Origin of the sequence: Dactylosporangium sp. CA-233914, assembly GCF_050942935.1 — a bacterium.
Classification (GTDB): domain Bacteria; phylum Actinomycetota; class Actinomycetes; order Mycobacteriales; family Micromonosporaceae; genus Dactylosporangium.
The window spans coordinates 10175588-10197550 of sequence record NZ_CP192030.1 but is presented as its reverse complement, the minus strand read 5'-3'; the positions used below and the strand labels follow the sequence as shown (position 1 = coordinate 10197550).

General features: G+C 65.8%; 20 protein-coding genes and 3 pseudogenes. 14 read left to right on the top strand and 9 right to left on the bottom strand.

What is annotated here, in order from left to right:
- Positions 1–228 precede the first annotated feature (228 nt).
- From ACQPY0_RS45110 to ACQPY0_RS45095, 4 genes and pseudogenes are all read right to left on the bottom strand, one after another.
- Positions 229–481 (bottom strand): annotated as a pseudogene (locus ACQPY0_RS45110) (acyl-CoA dehydrogenase family protein); the annotation flags it as partial.
- A gap of 154 nt (positions 482–635) precedes the next feature.
- Entirely contained in the window at positions 636–1457 is an 822-nt protein-coding gene (locus tag ACQPY0_RS45105) for a 3-hydroxybutyryl-CoA dehydrogenase (protein WP_432975337.1), read from the bottom strand.
- Positions 1458–1610: 153 nt separating this feature from the next.
- Positions 1611–1766, bottom strand: coding sequence for a hypothetical protein (locus tag ACQPY0_RS45100; protein WP_432995622.1), 156 nt, complete (start codon positions 1764–1766; stop codon positions 1611–1613).
- A gap of 95 nt (positions 1767–1861) precedes the next feature.
- Positions 1862–2032: pseudogene (locus tag ACQPY0_RS45095) on the bottom strand (beta-ketoacyl synthase N-terminal-like domain-containing protein); the annotation flags it as partial.
- 599 nt (positions 2033–2631) lie between these two features.
- Here ACQPY0_RS45095 and ACQPY0_RS45090 point away from each other — a divergent pair.
- The 9 genes and pseudogenes from ACQPY0_RS45090 to ACQPY0_RS45050 all read left to right on the top strand — a co-directional run.
- Complete coding sequence (locus ACQPY0_RS45090) at positions 2632–3336, top strand: alpha/beta fold hydrolase (RefSeq protein WP_432975334.1); 705 nt, start codon at positions 2632–2634, stop codon at positions 3334–3336.
- A gap of 438 nt (positions 3337–3774) precedes the next feature.
- Positions 3775–5064 carry a sugar ABC transporter substrate-binding protein gene (locus ACQPY0_RS45085; RefSeq protein WP_432975331.1) on the top strand — a complete coding sequence of 430 codons (1290 nt, stop codon included), beginning with the start codon at positions 3775–3777 and terminating at the stop codon, positions 5062–5064.
- A gap of 96 nt (positions 5065–5160) precedes the next feature.
- A complete protein-coding gene (locus tag ACQPY0_RS45080; protein WP_432975328.1) occupies positions 5161–6753 on the top strand; it encodes a sugar ABC transporter ATP-binding protein in 1593 nt (530 codons plus the stop codon).
- 77 nt (positions 6754–6830) lie between these two features.
- Positions 6831–7835 (top strand): ABC transporter permease, encoded by a 1005-nt coding sequence (locus ACQPY0_RS45075; RefSeq protein ID WP_432975325.1) that lies wholly within the window; start codon positions 6831–6833, stop codon positions 7833–7835.
- On the top strand, positions 7832–9046 hold the full coding sequence (locus ACQPY0_RS45070; RefSeq protein ID WP_432975322.1) for a CaiB/BaiF CoA transferase family protein: 1215 nt from the start codon (positions 7832–7834) through the stop codon (positions 9044–9046). Before ACQPY0_RS45075 ends, ACQPY0_RS45070 begins: the two co-directional genes overlap by 4 nt.
- Before the next feature lie 78 nt (positions 9047–9124).
- On the top strand, positions 9125–9913 hold the full coding sequence (locus ACQPY0_RS45065; RefSeq protein WP_432975319.1) for a citryl-CoA lyase: 789 nt from the start codon (positions 9125–9127) through the stop codon (positions 9911–9913).
- Between the two features lie 79 nt (positions 9914–9992).
- A complete protein-coding gene (locus ACQPY0_RS45060) occupies positions 9993–11144 on the top strand; it encodes an acyl-CoA dehydrogenase family protein (protein WP_432975316.1) in 1152 nt (383 codons plus the stop codon).
- 104 nt (positions 11145–11248) lie between these two features.
- The gene (locus tag ACQPY0_RS45055; RefSeq protein ID WP_432975313.1) at positions 11249–12001 is read left to right on the top strand and encodes an enoyl-CoA hydratase/isomerase family protein; all 753 of its coding nucleotides are present in this window, start codon (positions 11249–11251) and stop codon (positions 11999–12001) included.
- A 137-nt stretch (positions 12002–12138) separates the two neighbouring features.
- Positions 12139–12315, top strand: a pseudogene (locus ACQPY0_RS45050) (group II intron reverse transcriptase/maturase); the annotation flags it as partial.
- A 257-nt stretch (positions 12316–12572) separates the two neighbouring features.
- Here the strand turns inward: ACQPY0_RS45050 and ACQPY0_RS45045 are convergent.
- Positions 12573–13604 (bottom strand): LLM class F420-dependent oxidoreductase, encoded by a 1032-nt coding sequence (locus tag ACQPY0_RS45045; RefSeq protein WP_432975310.1) that lies wholly within the window; start codon positions 13602–13604, stop codon positions 12573–12575.
- A 395-nt stretch (positions 13605–13999) separates the two neighbouring features.
- On the opposite strand from ACQPY0_RS45045, the gene ACQPY0_RS45040 reads away from it, so the two are divergent.
- The 4 genes from ACQPY0_RS45040 (at position 14000) to ACQPY0_RS45025 (ending at position 18305) form a co-directional block, all read left to right on the top strand.
- The gene (locus tag ACQPY0_RS45040) at positions 14000–15550 is read left to right on the top strand and encodes an AMP-binding protein (protein WP_432975307.1); all 1551 of its coding nucleotides are present in this window, start codon (positions 14000–14002) and stop codon (positions 15548–15550) included.
- Positions 15551–15599: 49 nt separating this feature from the next.
- The gene (locus ACQPY0_RS45035) at positions 15600–16484 is read left to right on the top strand and encodes an amidohydrolase family protein (protein ID WP_432975304.1); all 885 of its coding nucleotides are present in this window, start codon (positions 15600–15602) and stop codon (positions 16482–16484) included.
- Positions 16484–17287, top strand: coding sequence for an SDR family oxidoreductase (locus ACQPY0_RS45030; protein WP_432975301.1), 804 nt, complete (start codon positions 16484–16486; stop codon positions 17285–17287). Before ACQPY0_RS45035 ends, ACQPY0_RS45030 begins: the two co-directional genes overlap by 1 nt.
- Positions 17288–17663: 376 nt before the next feature.
- Positions 17664–18305: a TetR/AcrR family transcriptional regulator gene (locus ACQPY0_RS45025; RefSeq protein WP_432975298.1), complete on the top strand. Its 642-nt coding sequence runs from the start codon at positions 17664–17666 to the stop codon at positions 18303–18305.
- Between the two features lie 25 nt (positions 18306–18330).
- Here the strand turns inward: ACQPY0_RS45025 and ACQPY0_RS45020 are convergent, their stop codons facing one another.
- Positions 18331–18423, bottom strand: coding sequence for a hypothetical protein (locus ACQPY0_RS45020; protein ID WP_432975295.1), 93 nt, complete (start codon positions 18421–18423; stop codon positions 18331–18333).
- Positions 18424–18576: 153 nt separating this feature from the next.
- Positions 18577–19206 carry a TetR/AcrR family transcriptional regulator gene (locus ACQPY0_RS45015; RefSeq protein ID WP_432975292.1) on the bottom strand — a complete coding sequence of 210 codons (630 nt, stop codon included), beginning with the start codon at positions 19204–19206 and terminating at the stop codon, positions 18577–18579.
- Positions 19207–19653: 447 nt separating this feature from the next.
- On the opposite strand from ACQPY0_RS45015, the gene ACQPY0_RS45010 reads away from it, so the two are divergent.
- Entirely contained in the window at positions 19654–19824 is a 171-nt protein-coding gene (locus tag ACQPY0_RS45010; RefSeq protein WP_432975289.1) for a hypothetical protein, read from the top strand.
- A 14-nt stretch (positions 19825–19838) separates the two neighbouring features.
- Here the strand turns inward: ACQPY0_RS45010 and ACQPY0_RS45005 are convergent, their stop codons facing one another.
- Both ACQPY0_RS45005 and ACQPY0_RS45000 read right to left on the bottom strand, forming a co-directional pair.
- Entirely contained in the window at positions 19839–21356 is a 1518-nt protein-coding gene (locus ACQPY0_RS45005; RefSeq protein WP_432975286.1) for an apolipoprotein N-acyltransferase, read from the bottom strand.
- Complete coding sequence (locus ACQPY0_RS45000) at positions 21340–21915, bottom strand: TetR/AcrR family transcriptional regulator (protein WP_432975283.1); 576 nt, start codon at positions 21913–21915, stop codon at positions 21340–21342. The genes ACQPY0_RS45005 and ACQPY0_RS45000 overlap by 17 nt, the downstream gene beginning before the upstream one ends.
- Between the last annotated feature and the right edge of the window lie 48 nt (positions 21916–21963).

Below are 21963 nucleotides of genomic sequence, written 5' to 3'. Positions count from 1 at the left end.
GCTCGGCCGGGCCGCGCAGGAGGCTTGGGCACGGCGATCCGGTGCCGCGGCAAGCTGGCAACTCGAGCCGGCGCGCCAGCCGGGTGGGGCGAGTCCAGGAGCGGCTCAACACGTGGCGGGATTGGGCCGAGAGTTGTCAGGGCAGAGGCATCACGGTTCGGGCAGCGGTGCGAGCACCTAACGGACCTCGCGGATGGGGAGCCGCGGCTGTCGTCGAGCTTCCTTTGCTCAAAGTCCCGCACCGATCCGCGTGGTACCCGGCAGGTTGCGGGCCATGACAATGCGCTGGACCTGGTTCGTGCCTTCGTAGATTTTGGTGATCTTCGCGTCGCGCATCATGCGCTCGACTGCGTTGCCGTGGGTGTAGAGCGTAGCCGCCCAGTAACCGCACCGCGTCGATGGTCACCTCCATGGCGACATCGGAGGCGAAGGACTTGGCGGCGGCGCTCTGATAGGTGAGGTCGGGGTCGACGCGCTCGGCCGCAGCGCCCGGCCCGGAGCGTCGGCAAGGAAGTACGCGCTGCGGCGTACGGCGTCTTGTTGGTCTCACTTAGGTCGCGGACCGCCTCACGCACCGCACGGTGCTCCGCGAAGAGCGCGAACGGCAAGATGTCGCTCATGCGCCGCCGTAGGTCTCATGCCCCGCCGTAGGTGTAGAAACCGCGGCCGGACTTCCGGCCGAGCAGGCCGGCGTCGACCATTCGCCGCAGCAACGGGGGAGCGGCGTACAGCGGCTCCTTGAACTCCTCGTACAGAGACTCGGCCACCGCCTTGGTGGTGTCCAGGCCGATCAGGTCGGCCAAGGCGAGCGGGCCCTGCGGGTGGGCGGCGCCGAGGACCAGGCCGCGGTCGATGTCTTCGGCCGAGGCGAAGCCGGACTCGTACATCCGGATCGCGGAGAGGATGAAGGGGATCAGCAGCGCGTTGACCACGAAGCCGGCGCGGTCCTGGCTCTCGATGGCCTTCTTACCGAGTCCGTCCTGGACCCAGGCGCGGGCGCGCTCGGTGGTGTCCGGCGAGGTGAGCAGCGACGGCACCAGCTCGACCAGCTGCAGCACCGGGACTGGGTTGAAGAAGTGGATCCCGATGACCTGCTGGGGGCGGGCGGTGACCACGCCGAGCTTCATGATCGGAATGGAAGAGGTGTTGGAGGCCAGCAGTGCATTCGGGGCGGTGACGATGGCGTCGAGCTTCTTGAACAGCTCGACCTTGACGTTCACGTCCTCGACGATCGCCTCGACCACGACCTCCCGGTCCGCCAGCGCGTCGAGGTCCGTGACCACGTCGATGCGGGCCAATATCTCGGCGGCGGGACCGTCGAGCTTGCCGCGCTGCTCGGCACGCTGCAGGGAGGACTCCAGCCGCCCCACGCTCTCCTTGGCGGCTTCGTCGGTGGCCTCCACGACCACCACGTCCAACCCCGCGCGGGCGCTGACCTCGGCGATGCCGGACCCCATGAGCCCACCGCCAACGATACCTACTCTGCGCATCATGACTCCGTCTCTCTGCATACTCGGCCGCAAGGACTTCCCTGACAGAACCCTTTTCCCCCACGGTTACGGCTGGTTTCGCTCGGTGAACCCTTCGTCCGTCTCAGGCTTCAGGCTCGCTCAGTTGCCGGCGGGAGGCACCTGTGCCAGCGACTCAAGCGACTCCTGGCGGCCGAGCTCGATGTGCGCGAGAAGGGAGTTGTCGGCCAGTTCAATGATCTGGTCGTGGAACCGGGTGCTGCTTTCTGCGATGGCTGCGTCGTCTCCAGACTCCAGGGCATCCGCGGACTGCCGCAGCGTGGTGTCGAGCGCTGCCGTCGATCGCGCCGGCGGCGACGACCGAGTGCCGCAAATGTGCGCGCCTTGTCCTCACGCGTGAGCTTTTCCGAACCAACGACGAGAACGATCTCCGCCTCGCCGGCCGCAATCGACGTAGCGGCAAGATAGACAGCGGTGGATGCCGGGGCGCACGCGTTCTCCACGTTGACGACCGGCACCCATGCAGTCCGAGGTCCCTCGGCGCAACTTGCCCCACGAACCATCTCTTGTCCGCTCAACGGGCTGGCAGTCGCGTTGCTGAAGCAAGGCTTGGTCGATCTGATCCGCCGTCAGGCGCGCGTCGAGAAGGCCCGCTGAGCGGCGTCGTCAACCAACGAACGCACGGTCGACGCCGGGAACCTGCCGAAGGTCGTCATGTCGGCTCGGCAATCACAGGCTGTGTCATGGGGTGCCCTCCAGATGCTGACATTCACGTCAGTATCTGGAGCTCGCCTATGGGTGTCAAGCGCGCGACGAGGTCCGTGAGATGGGTGGTCGTGCCCGCGCCCGGCTGGGCCGCGGTCCTCGACGGTCGCGGCGAGCCCGTCGGCGGACAGTCGCGGCGGGCGGGCCCGGGTCGTCCGGTCGCAGGCCGGGTCGAGAAGGGGTGCGCTGCACTTGACAGCGCGGGCTCAAGTGGGCATGGTCACACTGGAAGTTAGTGATACCTGTGTCAGTAAGTGAGTTCAAGTCCTGCTCTCGAGCTTCACAGGCGTCGCGCTCCCAGCGGGCGAGTACGACGCCGCCCATCGTCTGACACCCCGCGAACTGGATGCGCCGCAAGGGGCGTGAGAAGTCGATCTGAATGAGAAGGAAGCTGGACATGTCAACGTTTGTGCTCGTGCATGGCGGCTGGCGCGGCGGATGGATCTATCGGCGAACGGCCGACCTGCTGCGGAGTTCGGGACACAGGGTGTTCACGCCGTCGCTGCCCGGTTGTGGCGAACACCGTCACCTGCTGACTGGCGACATCTCCCTGAGTACTCACATCACCGACATCGTCAATCTCGTCGAATGCGAAGACCTTTCGTCCGTCACTCTGGTGGGCCACTCGTACGGCGGCATGGTCATCACCGGGGTAGCCGACCGAGTTCCAGATCGCATCAGTGAGCTCGTCTACCTGGATGCCGTCGTCCCGACCAGCGGGCAAGCCTTCCTCGACGTCTATCCCGTCATGCGCGATTCCTTCATGGCTGCAGCGGCCAAGAACAGGGGACTCTTCATCGACCCTGTGCCTTCCGCGCTATTCGGTGACAATGAAGACGACCAGCCGGACATCGACCGGCTCTGCACGCCCTTCCCGCTCGGTGGCGCCACGGAGAAGCTGACTTTGAGCGGTCGCGTCGATCTGGCGAGCTTCAAGCGGACCTACGTGCTAGCCGAAGGCTGGGAAGCCAACCCCTATCGCGACAACCGCGAACGCTTCGCCAACGACCCGTCGTGGGACTTCTTCAGCATTGACTGCGGCCACGACATCATGCTCAACGATCCGCAGTTCCTTGTGGACACGCTGCTGCGCGCCAGGTAGTCGCAGCCGCAGGGGGTTCAGGGGATGAGGACTCCGGTCGAGAGCGGAGCCGACCAGGCTCTGCTGCTCGTCCGAGAGTTCTCAGTCTCCTGCGCTCATGCCGCACTGACCTCTACCCGAAGACTTCGCCCGATCATCGGGCCAATACCACTCGCGGAGCCGACGTGCGCGCAGCGTTGGGCTGCGAGCAGCGAGGTGCACACCATTGGCGGCTCGCGACTACCCCGATCGACACCGATCGGCACCTTTTCGACCACTTCCGCCCGTACGGACGGTGGTTGGTCACTCCCCTGGGCGGAGCGGCTGTAGGTCGCCGCTTTCCTTGCTGAACGTCCTTGACATCCGAAGTCCTCGTGGGCATAGTCACCACATCTTAATGACGCCGCTGTCAGTAAGTGCCGGGAAGCCGAGCTGGCGCCAGTGCCACGAGGGTCGAACGTGCAGGGCGTCTCGATGATCGGCCGGTCCAGTCAGGCCAAGTGGGCGGCGGTGACCGGCGCGCCGTTGCCAACCTTCCGGCGAAAGGAAAGAACTATGGCGAGATTTCCAAGCCACCATCCAATGCGCGTCATCTCGGTCGGAGCTGCCGCCGCGTTGATCGTTCTGGTCAGCGGATGCGGCTCTGGCGAAGGGTTGAGCGACGACACGAGCAAGCCTTCGAGCGGCGGCGGCGTCGCAGCCGACGTTCCGACGATGGAGCAGTTGTACAAGGGTCTCGGCGACCCGCCGCCGACGACCGGTCCGACTCCGCCGAAGAACAAGACCGTTTGGTGGGTGTCGTGTGGCGAGAAGATTCCGGCGTGTTCGGCCCGGACGGAATTCGGCCGTGCGGCCGCCGGGCTGCTGGGTTGGACGTTCAAAGTCGCCGACGGCAATCTGAACGCGAACGGCGGCTGGCAGACCGCGATGCGTCAGGCGATCGCGGCGAAGCCTGATGCGATCATCGCCTCCGCCATGGACTGCGCGACCATCGAGCAGCCGCTGAAGGAAGCCAAGGCCGCTGGCATCCCCGTGGTTGCCGATACGGCGAGTGACTGCGACAGTCCGATTGGCGGTAACGGTGGGACGTCGCTCTTCTCCGGCCCGACGAAGTTCTCGACCGCTGCGCCGACGGCTGGCGATTACCTCAAGTCATTGGGAACTGCGGGTGCGGCGTACATCATCAACAAGACCGGTGGCAGCGCGAAGATCATCACAGCGGTAATCCAGGCTCCGCTCGGCCTCGCGATCGACGAGGGCTTCCAGGCCGAGATCAAGAAGTGCTCGGGCTGTTCCGTCGTCGGGTCCTTCACCTTCAGGCCGGCCGATACGACGGCTGGCGGCCCGTTCGCTCAGGCCCTGCAGGCCGCGCTGGTCAAGCATCCCGACGCCAACGTGGTCTACATGCCGCTCGACTCGGAGCTGCAAAGCGCCGGAGGCGCCAGGATCGTGAAGCAGACCGGACGCGACATTCTGGTCGTTGGCGGACAGGGGACAGATCCGGCTGTCGTTGCGATGACGAAGAGCGGTGACATTGCGGCGATGACGTCGGTGACGTCGACGGAGTGGATCAGTTACGCCGCGATGGACACGGTGCTGCGCGTGCTGGCGAAGGCGCCCACGGTCAACCAGGGCGTCGGGGTGATTGTCATCGATGCCAAACACGGCATCGGCGAGGGCGACGCCGTGACGACTGCGGCGTACGACATCAAGGCGAGCTACTCGAAGCTGTGGGGCGTCGGCGGGTAGCCGACCGTGACCTCGCCCGACAACACCCTGAAGTCGATGCCTGCGGTGGACAAGTCGTCGTTCACCGCAAGCATCGGCTGACCGAAGGAGGCACGAATGACCGAGCCCGATGCTGGTGAGAATGCATCGCCACCAACCCCAGGCCATCGGACCGAGCCTAATGCCCTCACCGTGCGGGGTCTCTTCAAGTCGTTCCCCGGAGTGCAGGCTCTCAAGGGAGTCGATCTGACAGTCGCCCGGGGTGAGATCCACGCGCTGGCCGGGGGAAACGGCTCCGGCAAGTCGACGCTCATCAAGATCATCACCGGCGTCCAGCATGGCGATGGCGGAACGATCCGGTACGCGAGCGGGAGCGTGCTGGAGGCCGCTCACACCTCGCCGGAACTCGCTCACGACGGTGGCGTGTACGTCGTCCACCAGGACTTCGGGCTGTTCCCCGACATGACGGTCGCCGAGAACTTCGCGCTGGGCTTCGGCTTTCCGACGGGACCGACCGGCCGGGTTCGGCGGCGGCAGTTGCACGAGCGGGCGACGGCGCTCATCGACAAGTTCGAGATCAACACGCAGCCGCGATCGCTCGTGCGCGACACACCGCGAGCGGTGCAGGCGCAGATCGCCATCGCTCGCGCCCTGCAAGCCGAGGACGATCAGGGTGGCCAGGGCCTACTGATTCTGGACGAGCCGACGGCGGCACTACCGTCCCACGAGGTCGAGTTGTTGTTCGCCGCGCTGCGGCGCTACGTCGCCGCTGGGCGATCCGTGTTGTTCGTCAGTCATCGTCTGGACGAAGTCCTCGACCTCGCCGACAACGTCACGGTGTTTCGCGACGGAGCTGTAGTCGGCACCTATGACACGTCCACGCTTTCCGAAGCAGCGTTGGCCGAGTTGATTGCCGGCCGGCCGATCTCGCAGGCCGCGGACGAACGCCTTGCTCGCAGTACGGGCCCAGTTCTTCTCGAGCTCTCCGACGTGCACGCCACGCCGTTGCAATCGATCAAGCTGACCGTGCGCAGTGGAGAAGTTGTCGGAGTGGCCGGGCTGCTCGGGTCAGGGCGGAGCGAACTTCTGCGCTGCATCTACGGCGACCTCCCGGTCGAGTCGGGCACCGTACTGCTCGATGGCGTTCCTGTTCGCTTCAGGCACCCGCGAGACGCGATCGACGCTGGTATCGCACTGGTCCCGGAGAGCCGAACGAGTTCCGTCTTCTACGACCTGCCCGTGTCGATGAATCTCGCCATATCGAAGCTGCCGCACTACTCGAGACGGATGTGGCTCAGCGAGCGAACGGTGCGGACGCGGGCTAGGCAGGACATCGCGACGTTCGGTGTGAAGGCCGTGAGCGAACGCAGCCCGGCCAACGTGTTGTCCGGCGGCAATCAACAAAAGGTCGTGCTCGGCCGCTGCCTCGGTCTCAATCCGAGGGTACTGCTGCTCGACGAGCCGACCCAGGGTGTGGACGTCGGTGCGCGGCGCGAAATCTACGACATGGTCAGGCAGGCGACCGACGCCGGCATGGGGGTTCTCCTGGTGGCTTCGGACATGGAAGAGCTGGCCCGCAACTGCGATCGAGCGATCGTGCTGAGCGGTGGTCGGATCGTGAGCGAACTCGCAGGCTCGCAGCTCACCGCTCACGCGTTGGTGGCGGCGGCATACAGCGGGGCGAATCGAGGAAGGCAGGCTAGAAGGTAGTGGCTGCAACAAGTGATCGGGCGAGTGGCGACGGAAGAGCGTGGCGGGTCGCGACACGCTCGGCAGAGCAGTTCGGGTTGCCCGTCCTGTTCGTGCTGATGATTCTCTTCTTTGCGACGTACCCGAGCAGTCAGCGCGCGTTCACATCGAGCGAGAACATCAACAATATCCTGGCCGGGCAATCGGTCACCGGCATCATTGCTCTGGGAATGGTCATCCCGCTGGCGGGAGGGTACTTCGACGTTTCGATCGCAGCTATCGCCGGCGTGACGAACGTGGCGGCGGCCAGCATCATCGCCGAACACGGGCAGCCGATCTGGGTCGGGATGCTGGCCGCCCTGGTGCTGGGCGGATTGATCGGCGCGGTCAACGGCGTCTTCGTGGCCTACTTCAAGCTGAACGGCCTCATCGTCACGCTCGGCGTCTACACGGTGCTCGGCGGCCTCCTCACCTGGTACACGAAGGGCGCGAGCAGCAGTGGCGTGCCGGACTCGCTGGGCAACTGGGGCTCACTGGAGTGGCTGGGGATCCCACGGCCGTTCTGGTTGCTCATCGTGGTCGGGCTGATCATCTGGTACGGACTGATGCACACCCCGTCCGGTCGTCAGTTCGAGGCAGTGGCTTCGAACGAAGCTGCGGCTCGGCTGGTGGGTATCCGCGTCGAGCGCCTGGTATTCGGCAGTTTCGTGGTAGCCGGCTTGATCGCCGGGATCGCCGGGATTCTGCTCACTTCCCGCACCGGCGGGGCCGATCCGACCGCGGGACCGTCCTACCTCTTCCCGGCTTTCGCCGCCGTCTTCCTGGGGGCGACCACGATCCGGCCAGGGAAGTACAACGTATGGGGCACGATCGTCGGCATCTTCTTCGTCGCCGTCGGGGTCACCGGCTTCACGTTGATCGGTGCCGACGTATGGGTCACGCCGGTGTTCGACGGAGCTGTCCTGATCGCGGCGGTCCTCATCTCGACTGTCGTGGGTCGGCGTCGTGCCGGTGCCGCCTTCGCCGTGGTGTCACAACCGGACGAGTCGGTGCCGATCAGCAGCGAGGCCGACACGCGTGAGAGCGCGGGTAGTCAGTCATGACGGAGTCGTCGGAGTTGGCAGCTCGCGAGCATGCGGATGACGGCCTTCCTCCGCTGGCTGGGATCAAGGTGATTGATGCTTCCCAACTGATCGCCGGCCCGCTCGCGACCCGGGTGCTCGCAGATCTGGGCGCACAGGTGATCAAGGTCGAGCCGCCGGGCGGCGAGCACGGCCGCGCACTGGGTCGTTCGGTGCTCACCGCAGGATTCACTGCCGTTTTCGCGGCCGTCAACTCGGGAAAGCGAGCTATCTCGTTAGATCTGAAGTCGAAGGGCGGCAGAGAGGCATTCGATCGTCTGGCTGCGGAAGCGGACGTGTTGGTTCACAACGCACGACCGCGGATAGAACAATCGCTGGGCCTGACATTCGAGCGTCTCTCCGAGGTGAACCCGCGGCTCATCGTGGTCGGAATCACGGGGTTCGGTCGGCGCGGACCCAATGTCGACAAGCCGGCCGTCGACCTGGTGGTCCAGGGGATGAGCGGCCTGCTGATGATCAACGGGTACCCGGACGCACCGGTACGAGTGGCCACCACGGTGATCGACAATCAGGCGGCCTGGATCGCGGCCTGCGCGACGGTGTCCGCCTTGGTGCAACGTGCCCGGACCGGTCTCGGCGAGCAGATCGACGTCAACCTCTACGACGCGGCGCTCTCGATCCAGGCGTCGAACGTCACCGACTACCTGGCATCTGGCGTTCTTCCGAAACGTACGGGCAATGATGCTCAGCTCGGCGCGCCCGCTGGCGTATACGAGACGGCGACGACCTCGATCGTTGTCTCCGCCTACTTCCCCGACCATTGGCGAAGCCTTTGCCACCTCCTCGGTATCCCCGACATCGAGCATGATCCTCGGTTCAAAGACAACGACGCCCGATTGCGACATCAGGCCGAGCTCAACACCGTGCTGGCGCCGAGATTCCTTGCCGAGCCGGCGACGCTCTGGTTGGAGCGGTTCGAAGCGGCCGGGATCACCTGTGGGCCGGTCGCCGACTACGCCGAGGTGTGCGCGAGTGAGCAGGCCGCTGTGAGTCAGATCCTGGCCGATATCGGCACGGCCGCCACGGGACCGGTCAGAACGGTCGACTTGCCGATCACGATCCGCGGCGAGCGCGTAGGAACGTCACGCCGCCTCCCCGTCCTGGACGCGTGTCGTGAGCAGGTTCTCGCGACTGGATTCGAGCCTGACCAGGCAACTACGTCGACGCGGTGACCCGCCATTGGGTCAAGCGAGGCAGAAGCACGATGAACCAGACCGATCCGCTAGAGACATCACTGAAGGAGGGAAATCATGCCCCTTTTCACGACGGACCATTGGGACACGAAAATCGCGAAGGTCGAGGCGGACGATGTCATTGTCCGAGGCGAGCGTGTCACTGACCTGATCGGTCGCATGTCGTATGCGGAGATGATGTACCTGGTTCTGACCGGACGCCGTGCGACACCCGGACAAGCGAGGGTGCTCGACGGGCTGATGGTCTCGGTGATGGACCACGGGATCTCCCCATCCACCACTGTGACGCGGATGCTGGCGTCTTACGGCGTTCCTATCCAGGTGGGTGTCGCTGCCGGGGTCCTGACGTTCGGGGACATCCACGGGGGCGCGGGGCAGCAGTTGGCCTACCAGCTGCACGGGATTGTCGAGCAGATCGCCGCCCAGGGAGAGGTGGACGAGCAGCACATTCGCGAGGCCGCGCGCGAGTTGGTGGCCGAGAGCCGAAGGTTGCGCCGCCCGCTCGAGGGATTTGGACATCCGCAGCATGGCGCCGATCCGCGCACACAGATCCTTCTGAAGTTGGCCCGCGACCAGGGCGTCTATGGATCGTACTGCACCTTCCTGACCTGTCTTGAGGAGGAGCTGAGGACGGCCACCGGCCGGCCGATCGCAGCGAACATCGACGGGGCCGCCGCGGTGCTGCTGCTGGATCTCGGTCTTGCCCCGCAGTTCGCGCGGTTGATGCTGATCGCGCCTCGGACCGTCGGACTGGCCGCCCACTACGCGGAGGAGTTGGAACAGGGCGGCGCCTGGCGTTTCGTTCCCGGCGACCAGGTCCAGTACACCGGCCCCATGCCCGGCTAGGCATCGACCGCCAAGGTCGACCTGGATTCTCCGCGAATACAGAACGAGCCAGAGAGCTATGAAAGGACGAGCCACCAACATGGAGTTGGGCGAGACGGAAGATCAGCGGGCACTGAGATCGGCGGTCAGGAAACTGATCGACGAGCAGGCTCCTCAGAGCCTGGTCAAGGAGTGGGACGAGCAGGCCCGGTACCCGGCAGAGTTCTTCGCGCGCATGGCCGAACTCGGCTATCTGGGCCTACCTTTTCCTGCTGAGTATGGCGGCGACGATCTCGGCGTGATCGAGATGCTGATCGTTGCAGAAGAACTGGGGCGACGGGGCATCGACTTCGTCAGTTGCTATGGACTGACGATGTTCCTTGGCCTGAACATCCTGCGGAATGGCACGGCGAGGCAGAAGGAGCATCACTTGCCGCGAGCCATCCGGGGACTGGAGCGGTACAGCATCTGCATGACCGAGCCCGATGCGGGCAGCGATGCCGCCGGCATTCGCACAGCGGCTCGCTCTGCCGGCGAGGGCCGTTGGTTGCTCAACGGACACAAGCACTACATCACAGGCGCGGGACTGCCTGACACCGTCCTGCATGTGACGGCGCGGACCAGTCCTTCTGATGACAAGCATTCCGGCATGACGGTCTTCCTGGTGCCGGCGGACAGCGAAGGTGTCGAGATTCGCCGTCTCCGGACCGTGGGACGCCAGCTGCTCGGGACCTACGAGGTCTACTTCGACAACGTCGAGGTCGTCGACGACCAGGTGCTCGGTGAAGTCGATGCCGGCTGGGCCGTACTGCAGTCGAATCTTGAGCTCGAGCGGATGTTCAACTGCGGCGGATACGTCGGAGCGGCGCAGACAGTCCTGGACATGACCATTGAGCACGTCAACAGTCGAACCCAGTTCGGCCGTTCGATCGGTGCCTTCCAGGCGGTGGCCCATCCGATCGCCGACATGTATTGCGACATCGCCGCATCTCGCCTGTTGACCTACCACGCAGCCCGTCTTCTCGATGCTGGTGTGTCCGCGTTCACTGAGGTGACGGCGGCAAAGCTGTTCGGCTCTGAGGCGTTGCAAAGGGCGACGAACACCGGCATGCAGCTCATGGGCGGTGCCGGATTCATGGCTGAGTACGACATGCAGCGGTATTGGCGTGAGGCGCGAGCAGCGACCATCACCGCCGGGACGTCGCAGATACAGCGGAGCGTCCTCGCGAGGCGAATCGGTGTTGCCAAGTAAGGCCGTCCGACGGGGAGCGCCCGCAGGAAGGCCTCCCTCGTCGGATGCGGCATCAACGAACGACGCAGGCAGGGGACATGAGCAGGAACAGTGACACCTCCCGAGTGAACGATGAGGTGCCGGTCGCATACAGCACTGTCGACGGGGTGGCTCACATTGTCCTCCAGCGACCGGAGAAGTCGAATGCCTTCGACCTGCAGATGGCTGAGAGTCTGTTGCTCGCTGTCCGCGAGTCGGAATCGGAGAGCGTACAGTCCGTGATGATCCTGGGCGCTGGTCCTCGGTTCTGCGCCGGCGGTGATGTATCGGCCTTCGCGGGCCACGCCTCACCGTCTACCTATTTGTTCGAACTTGCGAGCCTGCTGGGCGAGGTCACGCAGCGGCTGTGCGCATTGCCGAAGCCTGTGATCGTCGGGGTGCATGGTGTGGTGGCCGGCGGAGGTCTGGGGCTCATGCTCAGCGCTGACGTTGTGCTTGCGGCAGCAGACACCAGGTTCACTGCCGGCTATCCCGGGATCGGGCTCAGCCCGGACTGCGGCGTGTCGTACTTGCTGCCGAAGGCGGTCGGAGACAGGCGTGCATTGGACTTCTTTTTGACGGGACGCGTGTTGTCCAGCGAGGAGGCTCTCGCTTGGGGCATGGTCAACTACGTTGTCCCGGATGCGGAGCTGCGCGTCGAGACGCTGCAACTCGCGGACCGCCTGGCGAGGGGACCGGGGCGCGCTCTGGCGGCCGCGAAGCGGCTTGTGCGTTCAGACGCCTCCAGCGCTGCGCTGGCCGTGGACGAGGCCCACACGATCTCGGCGCTCATGCGAGAGCCCGACGCGATCGCGTTGACCAAGCGCTTTCTGAAATGAGGGGCCCGCCAGGCGCGCCGACATGACCGCAACGCCCATGTGACCTGCTTGAGCCGGACGATCGGACAACGATCAAGTCCGGTTCCGAAGGGGCCTCGGCGCAGCAATGCGCCGGGGCTACCTGACTGGTCTCGCCGTTGCTGGCGAACGTCTACCTGCACCGCATTGATCGGGCATGGTCGACGCGCGAGCATGGGGTTCTGGTTCGATACGCCGACGACGCGATCGTGATGTGCTCGTCCCGGCAGCAGGCTGAAGCCGACCTCGGGCGGTTGACGCAGCTGCTGGCCGACCTTGGGCTGGAACCCAAGGCGGCGAAGGCCCGCATCGTGCATCTGCAGGTCGGTGGGGAGGGCGTGGACTTCCTCGGCTTTTCACGACCGGCTGGTGCGCGCGTGGGCGCGGACCGGGACCAAGCAGGTCACCTTAACCTGGAGGACCCCGGGAGACCGCGCCCGCCGCCGCGACAGACGGCCCTTTACCCTGCCTGGAATCGCGATCGCATCGATCAACAACGGTCAGCGTGCCGGGTCGAACGAGCCGGCGTCAGGCGCGAATCATCGAGGCTAGGTCAGACCACCCATTCCTTGAGCTGGCGTATGAGCCCGGCCGGGTCATTGCTGACGGGAGTCACCTGCAGATTGGTTACTCCCGACTCGCGGAACGCCTCGATGCGCTCCTTGACGTACGACTTCGGGCCGACGAGGTTCACCTGCTCCATCAGTTCGAGCGGAACCGTGGCCTCAGCCTCCTTCTTCTTGCCGTCGAGGTACAGGTCCTGGATCTTCTTGGCCTCGGCCTCGTAGCCGTACCGGCAGGCGATGTCGTTATAGAAGTTCTTGCCACGAGCACCCATGCCGCCGATGTAGAGGGCGAACATGGGGCGCGTGAGGTCGAGCAACCCCTTGACGTCGTCGCCGACGGCGACGACGCCACCTGCGGCGATCTCGAGCGGCGCGAGATCTTCTGAACGTTTCGCGGTACCCGCGGCGAGCGAGTCACCCCAAATTTGGGCGGACCCCTCGGGGGAATAGAGGAAGGGCAGCCAGCCATCGGCGTACGCGGCTGCGCTCTCGACGGACTTGGAGCCAAGCGCGGCGATGTAGAGCGGCACCGAAGGTCGCTCAGGGCGAGTCAGCAGCTTCAGCGGTTTGCCGAGGCCGGTGCCCTGGTTGGCTGGCAGAGGCAGGTCGAATGAGCGGCCGTGGTAGTTGATCACCTCGCGTCGCAGAGCGGCGCGGATGATGTCGATGGCTTCTTTCGTACGGCCTAGCGGCTTGGCGTAAGGCATTCCGTGCCAACCCTCGACCACCTGCGGACCGGAGGCGCCGAGGCCGATGATGGCGCGCCCCCCGGACACGTTGTCGAGGCCCGCGGCGGTCTGCGCGAGCAGGGTCGGTGTTCGGGAGTAGACGTTCAGGATCGCCGAGCCGATCTCCACTGTTGACGTCCGGGCCGCAAGGTAGCCCATCAAAGTGGGCGAGTCGAAGCCGTAGCCCTCGGCCACCCAAACGGTATCCAGCCCGGCTGCTTCGAATCCGACGACCTGGTCGGCGGCCGAGCGTGGGTCGCCGCCGTACGTCAGCATCGTCGAGAGCTTCACGAGGTGGACTCCTGAGCGCCGGGGCCCGTCGCGAGCGGCACCCTTCCGCCGAGCTTCAGTAGTTCGAACATGGGACTCCTTGCGGCTGGACAGTTAATGATAGCCGTGTCAGTATGTCGCCTAGGCCGAGGAGCTGGCAAGTCTTCGCCGGTCGAGACACTGGAAGACCGGAACATCCGGTTGTTCCATCAGACCGACTGCTGGCGCAGCAATCGCCCGCCGCCCCCGGGGCCGATCAACACCCCAACGCAACACAAGGACGGAACAATGTCGATATACCTCGTGCTGGGGGCCCGTGCTCTCGGCTCTCGTGGCTTTGTCCGGACGTCAACAGGAGCAGATCGCGCGAGCGGAAGCGCAGGGCGGCCGACGGCGCCGCGGTGGGGAGATCGCAGATGAGTGGCGCGTCCTCCGGTGCGACGCTGGGCGACCTGATCGTCCAAGCCCTGACTCGGCACAGCTCATCCGAGGCGTTCGTGGCCGGTGACCGGCGCCTGACGTACGCGCAGGTCAACGACCTCGTGTCGCAGTACATGAGCGCGTTGGCCGGTCGGGGGGTGGGGCCTGGAGTGGGCGTCACGATGCTCAGTCCAAACATGCCCGAGTCGTGGATCGTCCAGGCTGCGACCTACCTCCTGGGAGGGCGCTTCACTGGCCTCCAGGCCTTGGCGTCGATCGAGGATCACGTCGTCGTCTGCGAGGACGCGGAGGCCACCGTGCTGGTCGTCACCGCTGCTCTTGAAGAGCACGGGCGCGAGGTCCTCGAGCGGGTCGGCTCGCTCAGGCACCTGATCGTCATTCCGGTCGGAGGTGGGTTACCCGCCGGCGAGTCCTACGGAGCTCGATCACTCGACCCTGGTCCGGCAACCGAGGCGGACGTCGCGTGGCTGCAGTACACCGGGGGGACGACCGGAAGGCCCAAGGGCGTGATGCTGCCGCATCGGGCGATGGTGCACAACGTCCTCACGCACCTCGCGGATCACGAGATGCCCCACCTGCCGCGATTCTTGGCATCAGCGCCGCTGACTCACGCCACGGGGCTCGGCGTTATCCCGACGCTCCTTCGCGGAGGCACGGTCGTGATCGAGCAGGGCTTCAACCCCAGCCGATTCCTCGACGTCATCGAGTCGGAGCGTATCAATTGCATCAGCGCCATCCCGACGATGATCTACGCGGTGCTGGACCATGAACGTCCAGAGACGCGAGACGTGTCCAGTCTTGAGGTGATCTGGTATGCCACCGGGCCGATGTCCCCGGTGCGTCTGGCAGAGGCTCGTGAGCGCATCGGTCCGGTCTTTGCTCAGATCTACGGTCAGACCGAGTCGACCGGCGTGGGAACGGTCCTGCCGAAGGCAGCGCACGAGACCGCGAGTCTGGAACAGCTGGCGTCCTGCGGCCGTCCCGTCGTCGGGAACCGCATCAGACTGATCGACGACGATGGCAACGACGTTCCCGTTGGCGCGGTGGGCGAGATCGCCATGCGTAACAGCGGCGTGATGCTCGGCTACAGGAACCTGCCCGAGGAGTCGGAGGCGGCGCTCAAAGGCGGTTGGCTGCACACGGGAGATCTGGCCCGTCAGGACGACCAAGGACTGCTGTACGTCGTCGACCGCAAGAAGGACATGATCATTTCCGGTGGCTTCAACATCTACGCGAGCGAAGTCGAGAGCGCACTGACGGGACACCCTTCGATCAGCTCCGCTGCCGCCATCGGTGTGCCCGACGAGAAGTGGGGCGAGATCGTCACTGCGTTCGTGGTCGCGCGCCCAGGGCAGGATGTCGACGTCCTCGCGCTCCAGTCCTACGTGAAGCAGGTCAAGGGCTCGATGTATTCGCCCAAGAAGGTCGTGGTCGTTGACTCGCTCCCCATGACGACGGTTGGAAAGGTGGACAAGAAGGCCCTGCGCGCCCCCTACTGGGGCGACTCGACGCGCAATGTCAGCTGATCCTCCCCACGTCACTTCCCAACAGCCCACCAAGAGAGGTTCTTGACCTTTGAGTGCATCGCCACCCCGATTGATCGACTTCCACTCCCACTGGGGGACCGAGCAAGGTTGGAAGGGGAGTCCATACGAGAGCGCCGAGGATCGACAGGCGCTGCGGGGCTACTTCAAGTGGGACATGAGATTCGTCAGTGAGGAAGAGCAAGCGGCCCAGTTTCGCCGGGCCAACGCCAAGGTGATGCTCGACTTCGCGTTCACCCCGAAGATGGATGTCGGAGCGGTACGAGAGCAGCACGACTACGCGTTCGACTTCGCTCGAAAGTACCCCGACGTCGTACTCGGCAACTGGATCGGAATCGATCCGACGCGGCCAGATCATGTCAAGGAGCTCGAGCGCTGCCTGAGCGACGGGCCGGGACTGGTCGGGTTGACGCTTAACCCGACCACTCCGGCCGGCACGCCGGACCAGCCGGAGTGGGAGACCTGCCTCAATCTGTGCATCGAGGCCAACCGGCCGGTATTGATCTTCGTGGGCATGTCTGCGACCGGCGCCGGAACCCGCGGGGGCATGGGCATCACGCTCGAAAGCTGCCACCCCCGCTACGTCGACCGCGTCGCGGCCAAGTACCCCGACTTGAACGTCATCGCGGCTCGGGTTGCGTGGCCGTGGCAGTCGGAGATGATCGCAATCTCACTCCACAAGTCCAACGTGTGGATGGAGCTCCACGGTTGGTCTCCGCGCTACTTCTCCGACGAGCTCAAGCGCGAGATCGGGAAGCGGCTCCGAAAGCGGGTGTTCTTCGGAGCCGACTATCCGATGCTCAGCCACGAGCGGCTCGTGGATGAGTGGCGTGAGCAGGGCTTCACATCAGACGTCCTGGACGACGTGTTCTCGGGAAATGCCGAATCGTTTCTCGCGTCGATTGGAGTCGAGTGATGGACTTGGGACTGACAGCGAAGGTCGCCATCGTCGGCGGGGGCAGCGATGGCTTGGGCTTCGCGATTGCCGATCGTCTCCTGCGAGAAGGTGCATTCGTCACGATCTTTGCGCGACGTGCGGAGAAGGTCTCGGCCGCGGCCGAAGAGCTTGCCAGGAAGTACGGTGAGGAGAAGGTCCTCGGACTGGCCGCCGACTGTTCAGACGCAGCGGACATCGACCGGGTCACTGCCTCGACAGTCGACCGGTTCGGCCCAGCCGTCCATGTCCTGGTCACCAACGATGGCGGACCGCCGATCCGACGGATCGCGGAGCTCACCGACGACATCTGGGAGCAAGCCCTCGCACGCCACTTCTTCTACGTGGTCAGGTCCGTGCGAGCCACGTTGCCATACATGACAGCCGAAGGTGGCAGCATTCTCAACGTGGTGTCCGGCGTCGTTCAGCGTCCGGCCGTCGGCATGGCAGCGTCCGTCGCGGTGTGGTCCGCGGTGATCGGTTACGCCAAGACCCTCGCGCTGGAGGTCGGCAAGCACGACATCACGGTCAACACACTCATGTCCGGATACTTCGACACCGCGCTTTTGGGCAAGACGATCGAGAGGCAGCCAGAACTCTCGAAGGAACGTCTTGGAAGCGGGCTGCCGATGGGGCGGATCGGCGAACCGTACGAGTTCGCCAACCTGGTCGCAACGCTCGTGTCGCCGCATTCGAGATTCATCACTGGAGTTGCAGCTCCGGTAGACGGCGGATCCAGCATCGGGATGGGCGCAAGCTTCGACTCGCCGCGCACTTCAGTGTGAGGTCACTGCCGACGCCCGGGTCGACGACACCAGTAGTCTGCGACGACTCGGGCGCGACCGCCATTGAGGTGCGGTAGGGCTGGATCCGCCGTGCCATCAGCGGACGCGCGTGAACCGGGCGCTCGGCGCAGGCCAGGATGATCTTCGCGCGCATCGCGAGGACCTGCGCCGACTTCGCCCGCCGGCGCACCAGCGGATGGGGGCGGACGCCCGGCCCTGGGCATCTCGCCACCCTGCACCCATCTATGAGGCGAACTTCTGGTGCAGCACCTTAGCGGGACGGATGAGTCACTCCACCCGCCGTCAAACCCGGGTTCGGCGGCCGCAGAATTAGCGCGAGTCGGGCCGCGCGCCGGATGACGGTAGCCTGACGGTCGTGCCCACGCAGAAAGAGCGCAACGCCGAGACCCGGCGACGGTTGCTGTCCGCGGCCCGAGAGGTGTTCGCCGAGAACGGCTACGCTCAGACCAGCGTGGCTGACATCGTGAAACGCGCCGGCCGCTCACACGGTTCGTTCTACCTGCACTTCGTCAACAAAGAGGCAGCCTTGCAGGCCCTGCTCAAGGACGCGATGGCTCAGTTGTCGCTCGAGCTGGAGACGATGTGGCGATGGGACGAACCCGGGACGAGCGTGCACAAGACCGTCCGCAGGTTCATCGAAGAGTACGGTGCGAACCGCGATCTGTGGCTGCTCCTCGATCAGCGCAGCAGCCTGGAGCCAGCCTTCAAGGAGCTGAGCGACCAGTGGTTCCAGCAGCTCGCCAGCAGCATCATGCGCGGCATGGTCTCCACCGAGACCCCTGGATTGCTGCCCGGTCTCGAACCAGAAATTCTCGCGCAGGTCTTCGCTGCCATGCTGTCGGACAGCACCCGCGCTGCGCATCAGGAAAGCCACAGCTGGACGATCGACGAGATGGCGGATGAGATCTCCGCGATCTGGTCCCGCACCCTCGGATACACCGACGACGTGACCATCGGACATGCCGACGTGATCGCGTCGCCCCAGGATCCCGTGTGAACGCGGCTCGAGGCGTCGTAAACCGCTACGACGCCGGCAGACCGCCATCGACGGCGAAGACCTGACCGGTGATATACGAGGCGGCGTCCGATGCCGGGAACGTGATGAGCGGCGCCACTTCCTCGGGCTTACCGAACCCTTCCCGCAGCGATCGTTCGGACGTCGGCAATATGCTGCCGCGCCCGCCCGGCCACGAACGCGCCCACCGACCGTCCTGACAACTCGTCCCGCTGTTCCCGCCAAACCCAGCAGGCCCAGGAGACCTGGCCAACTAATCCGCCGCGAACATGTCGCGCAGATTGTCGAGATCTGCTTTGGTTATCGGCTGCCCAACAGCGTTGCACCACACGACTGTCATGTGCAGTGCGGTGACGTCCGGGGAGGCCGGAAGGTTCCCGGTTCTGGCGAAGTGCAGAGCCATCGCTGTCACAAGGTCTGCCAGCAGTTCGATGTTCGGCGCGGGAGAGACGAGTTCGTCGGGGCGCGCCTTGAGACCTCGCAGGATCGGCTCGACGTAGAGGTGTCGGAGTCTGGACCTCAATGGCGCCGCATCCTCTTCGAGCGCGACCACCTCCTCGAGCAACGACCATAGACTGCGCTCAGGTGTGATCCGTGCGAGAAAGGCTCGAAGCCCCAACCAGATCGCATCGACCCGTGGCGCCGTACGCCAGATCTCACGAACATTTCGTCGCGCCTCTTCGGCCATCTCGTCGAGCAAGACCGAGACGAGCTCTCGCTTGTTCTCGAAGTGAAGGTAGAACGTGCCATGCGCCCGATTCGCTCGTTGAGTGATCTGAGCGACAGACGTGCGCGCGTAACCCACTTCGCGCAGCAGGGAACCTCCCGCCTCTAGCAAAGCTTGACGAGTCTGCTCGTTTCGTTCCTGCTGGGTGCGCGCCACCGTTCTGTCTCCTACGTTCTGAGTCGCCCGGCTTTGTGGAGGCCCGATGACTGTCCAGCCGTCGCAAGGACGGATGCTCCAGGGCAGTGGTGGCCATCTGAAATGCCCAGTGCCCGCGCTTCTGAACTCGGCTGGGACGTCACCGATCTCGCCGTACCGGCGGCGACAAAGGTACCATCCGACCTATCGGCCGAGGCGGTCTCGACATCACAGACGCTCTCTGAAGGCCGGCGACGGCCCGGCTGGCGACGGATGCGGCGCCGTGACGGAGGTCGCGGAGCCGTGTCGGGAGCAGGTCGGCAGTGCGGCGGAGCAGGCAGAGGCGGTCGGTGACGTAATTGGGGGTACAGAGCGCGGCCGTGCGGGTGAAGAACGGTGTCCGGCCAGTGACGAGCTGTTCGGAGCGTTGCTTACGGGCGTGCTCGCACAGGACCTCGACGGTGTGCCGTGGAGGCGGGCCGTTCGGCCAGCACCGACCCGTTCGCCGACGCCAGCACCCTGTGGACGTCCCTGCACGGGGCGGTGACGATGCGCCAGTTCGTCCCCGGGTTCCCGCTCCCGCCGCTGGAGCGCACCGTTGACGACCTCGTCCACCGGATCGCCCTGATCCGCTCCTGACGGTGCCGGATCGGCTACACGGTCGCGGAGTTGACGGTCATCGACGGGTTCCCGGGTCGGTCGGCGGCGTCCAGCGGCACATTCCTGGGCGCGCTTCGGCCCTTGCGCGCGGCGAGGAGTGCCAGGAGCACGGTGGCCGCCGTGCACAGCCAGGCGAACCAGTCGCCGATCAGTGCGTACAGGGTCCGTCCGGTGCCGGTCGGCACGTCCGCGACGATCGCGGTGTCCGGATCGTGGACGGCGTCGGCCTCGGCCACCACGTCGCCGGTCGGGTCGCTGATCGTCAACAGCCCGTTGCGCCCGGCGCGGGCCACCGATGTGCCGCTCTCGATCCCGCGGACGATCGCCATCCGTCCGTGCAGCCATCCGTCGGATCCCATGTCCCAGGCCGGCGCGAGCAGGATCGACGCATCGGCGTTGCGGTCCTGTCGGACCAGGCCGGGAAAGTCGAGGTCCTTGCAGACGATGAGACCGAGGCCGCCCGGCAGCACGACGGGCGGTCCGTCGCCCTCGGTCAGGTCGCTTTCCAGCCCCGGAATGAGATGGTGCTTGGTGTAGGTCACCGCAGCGCCGCCGGTCGCGGGAAACGCGACCGCCACGTTGGTCGCGGTGCCGCCCTGCCGCACGGTGGCGCCGACGACGATGGTGACGTGCCGCTCGGCCGCCAGCTTCGCGAGGGGATCGGCGAGCATCGGCCAGGTCCGCTCGTCGGTGTCGAACACCTTCTCCGGAAGGACGACCACCGACGCACCCGCGTCCGCGTAACGCCCGATCTGCTGCTGGTATGTGGTGAGCTGTGCCTGGCCGTCGGCGGTATCGGGGCCCAGTTCGGCATCGATCGGTCCGCCGAGCACCGCGACCCGGATCGTGGGACCGGTCTGCGGGGCGAGGAGCCGGACCCCCCAGTACCCGCTCGAGACGGTCAGGATCACGGCCGCCGTCCCGATCACGCGCAGCCGCCGGCCGCTCGCACCGGGCGCCGCGAGTGCCGCGATCGCGGCCGGGAACCAGGTGATCAGGAAGGTCACCCCCCATACGCCGGTGACGGCGGCGACCTGCAGCACCGGTCGTACGTCGGCCTGGGTGTAGCCGAGGCTGAGCCAGGCGCCGTGCGGCTGACTGACCGAGATCAGGTACTCGCCGGCGACCCAGACGACCGGTACCGCCAGCATCGCCGATATCGGCCGGTTGCGCCGTACGAGCGCCCGGAACAGGACGGTCGAACCCGCGGCGAGCTGCGGGTAGAGGGCGAGCACACCGATCAGGACCGGCAGCGGCATGCGCAGCGGACCGGCGAAGTACGACCACAGTCCGCTCTGCCCGGCGATCCACGCGACCGCGGCCGCGCCGGCTGCCCAGCCCCAGCGCACCCGGGGCGCCAGCAGGAGGACGGGCAGCAGCGCGAACCAGGTCAGCGGGGCGATCGGATGGAGTCCGGTGCCGAGGTACGCGCACACGCCGGAGCCGAGTGCGGCAGCGGCTGCGAGGAGCGCGGATCGGGTACGGGACGCCGGTTCACTTGCTGATGCCATCGAAGATCCTCCTCAGGCTGTCGTGGCACAACGCGCGAAACGCGTCGTCGGGGATGCCGATGCGGCCGCCGTGCCGCAGCGCGACGAGTCCGTGCAGCTGCGCGGCGAGGGTGAGGGCCAGGCCGACCGGATCGTCGTCGCGCAGCACGCCGCAGCGCATCCCGTCGGTCAGCGCCTCGACGATCAGGTTGACGGTCGGTGACTTCCCGGCTGCGAAGTCGCCGGGAAACTGTCTGGCGCCGGGCCGGGGCGCGGTGAACATGTAGTCGTACAGGCGCGGCCGGGCCAGCGCGAAGTCGATGAACAGGTCGGCGATCGCGACCAGGTCGGCCAGCGGCTCGGCCGCGCGTTCCCGGCCCCGCCACTGCTCGGCGACTTCGTCGAATGCCACCGCACAGACCGCCTCCAGCAGCGCTTCGCGGCTCGGGAAGTGCCAGTACGGCGTCATCGGGCTGATCCCGCACGCCGCGGCGATGCTGCGCATGCTGACCGCGCCGGCCCCCTTGCTCTCCAGGATCTCCCTGGTCGCGGCCATGATCTTCGCCCTGGTGCCAGACACTTTTACACCGTAAGAGCGGCGGCGCTGCCGATCACTCCGGCTGGCCCC

What these genes read in the sequence shown, in the direction of transcription:
- ACQPY0_RS45105 (WP_432975337.1), bottom strand. Translation starts at nt 1,457, where the DNA reads ATGGGGTCCGGCATCGCCGAGGTCAGCGCCCGCGCGGGGTTGGACGTG.
- ACQPY0_RS45090 (WP_432975334.1), top strand. Translation starts at nt 2,632, where the DNA reads ATGTCAACGTTTGTGCTCGTGCATGGCGGCTGGCGCGGCGGATGGATC.
- ACQPY0_RS45080 (WP_432975328.1), top strand. Translation starts at nt 5,161, where the DNA reads ATGACCGAGCCCGATGCTGGTGAGAATGCATCGCCACCAACCCCAGGC.
- ACQPY0_RS45070 (WP_432975322.1), top strand. Translation starts at nt 7,832, where the DNA reads ATGACGGAGTCGTCGGAGTTGGCAGCTCGCGAGCATGCGGATGACGGC.
- ACQPY0_RS45065 (WP_432975319.1), top strand. Translation starts at nt 9,125, where the DNA reads ATGCCCCTTTTCACGACGGACCATTGGGACACGAAAATCGCGAAGGTC.
- ACQPY0_RS45060 (WP_432975316.1), top strand. Translation starts at nt 9,993, where the DNA reads ATGGAGTTGGGCGAGACGGAAGATCAGCGGGCACTGAGATCGGCGGTC.
- ACQPY0_RS45040 (WP_432975307.1), top strand. Translation starts at nt 14,000, where the DNA reads ATGAGTGGCGCGTCCTCCGGTGCGACGCTGGGCGACCTGATCGTCCAA.
- ACQPY0_RS45030 (WP_432975301.1), top strand. Translation starts at nt 16,484, where the DNA reads ATGGACTTGGGACTGACAGCGAAGGTCGCCATCGTCGGCGGGGGCAGC.
- ACQPY0_RS45005 (WP_432975286.1), bottom strand. Translation starts at nt 21,356, where the DNA reads ATGGCATCAGCAAGTGAACCGGCGTCCCGTACCCGATCCGCGCTCCTC.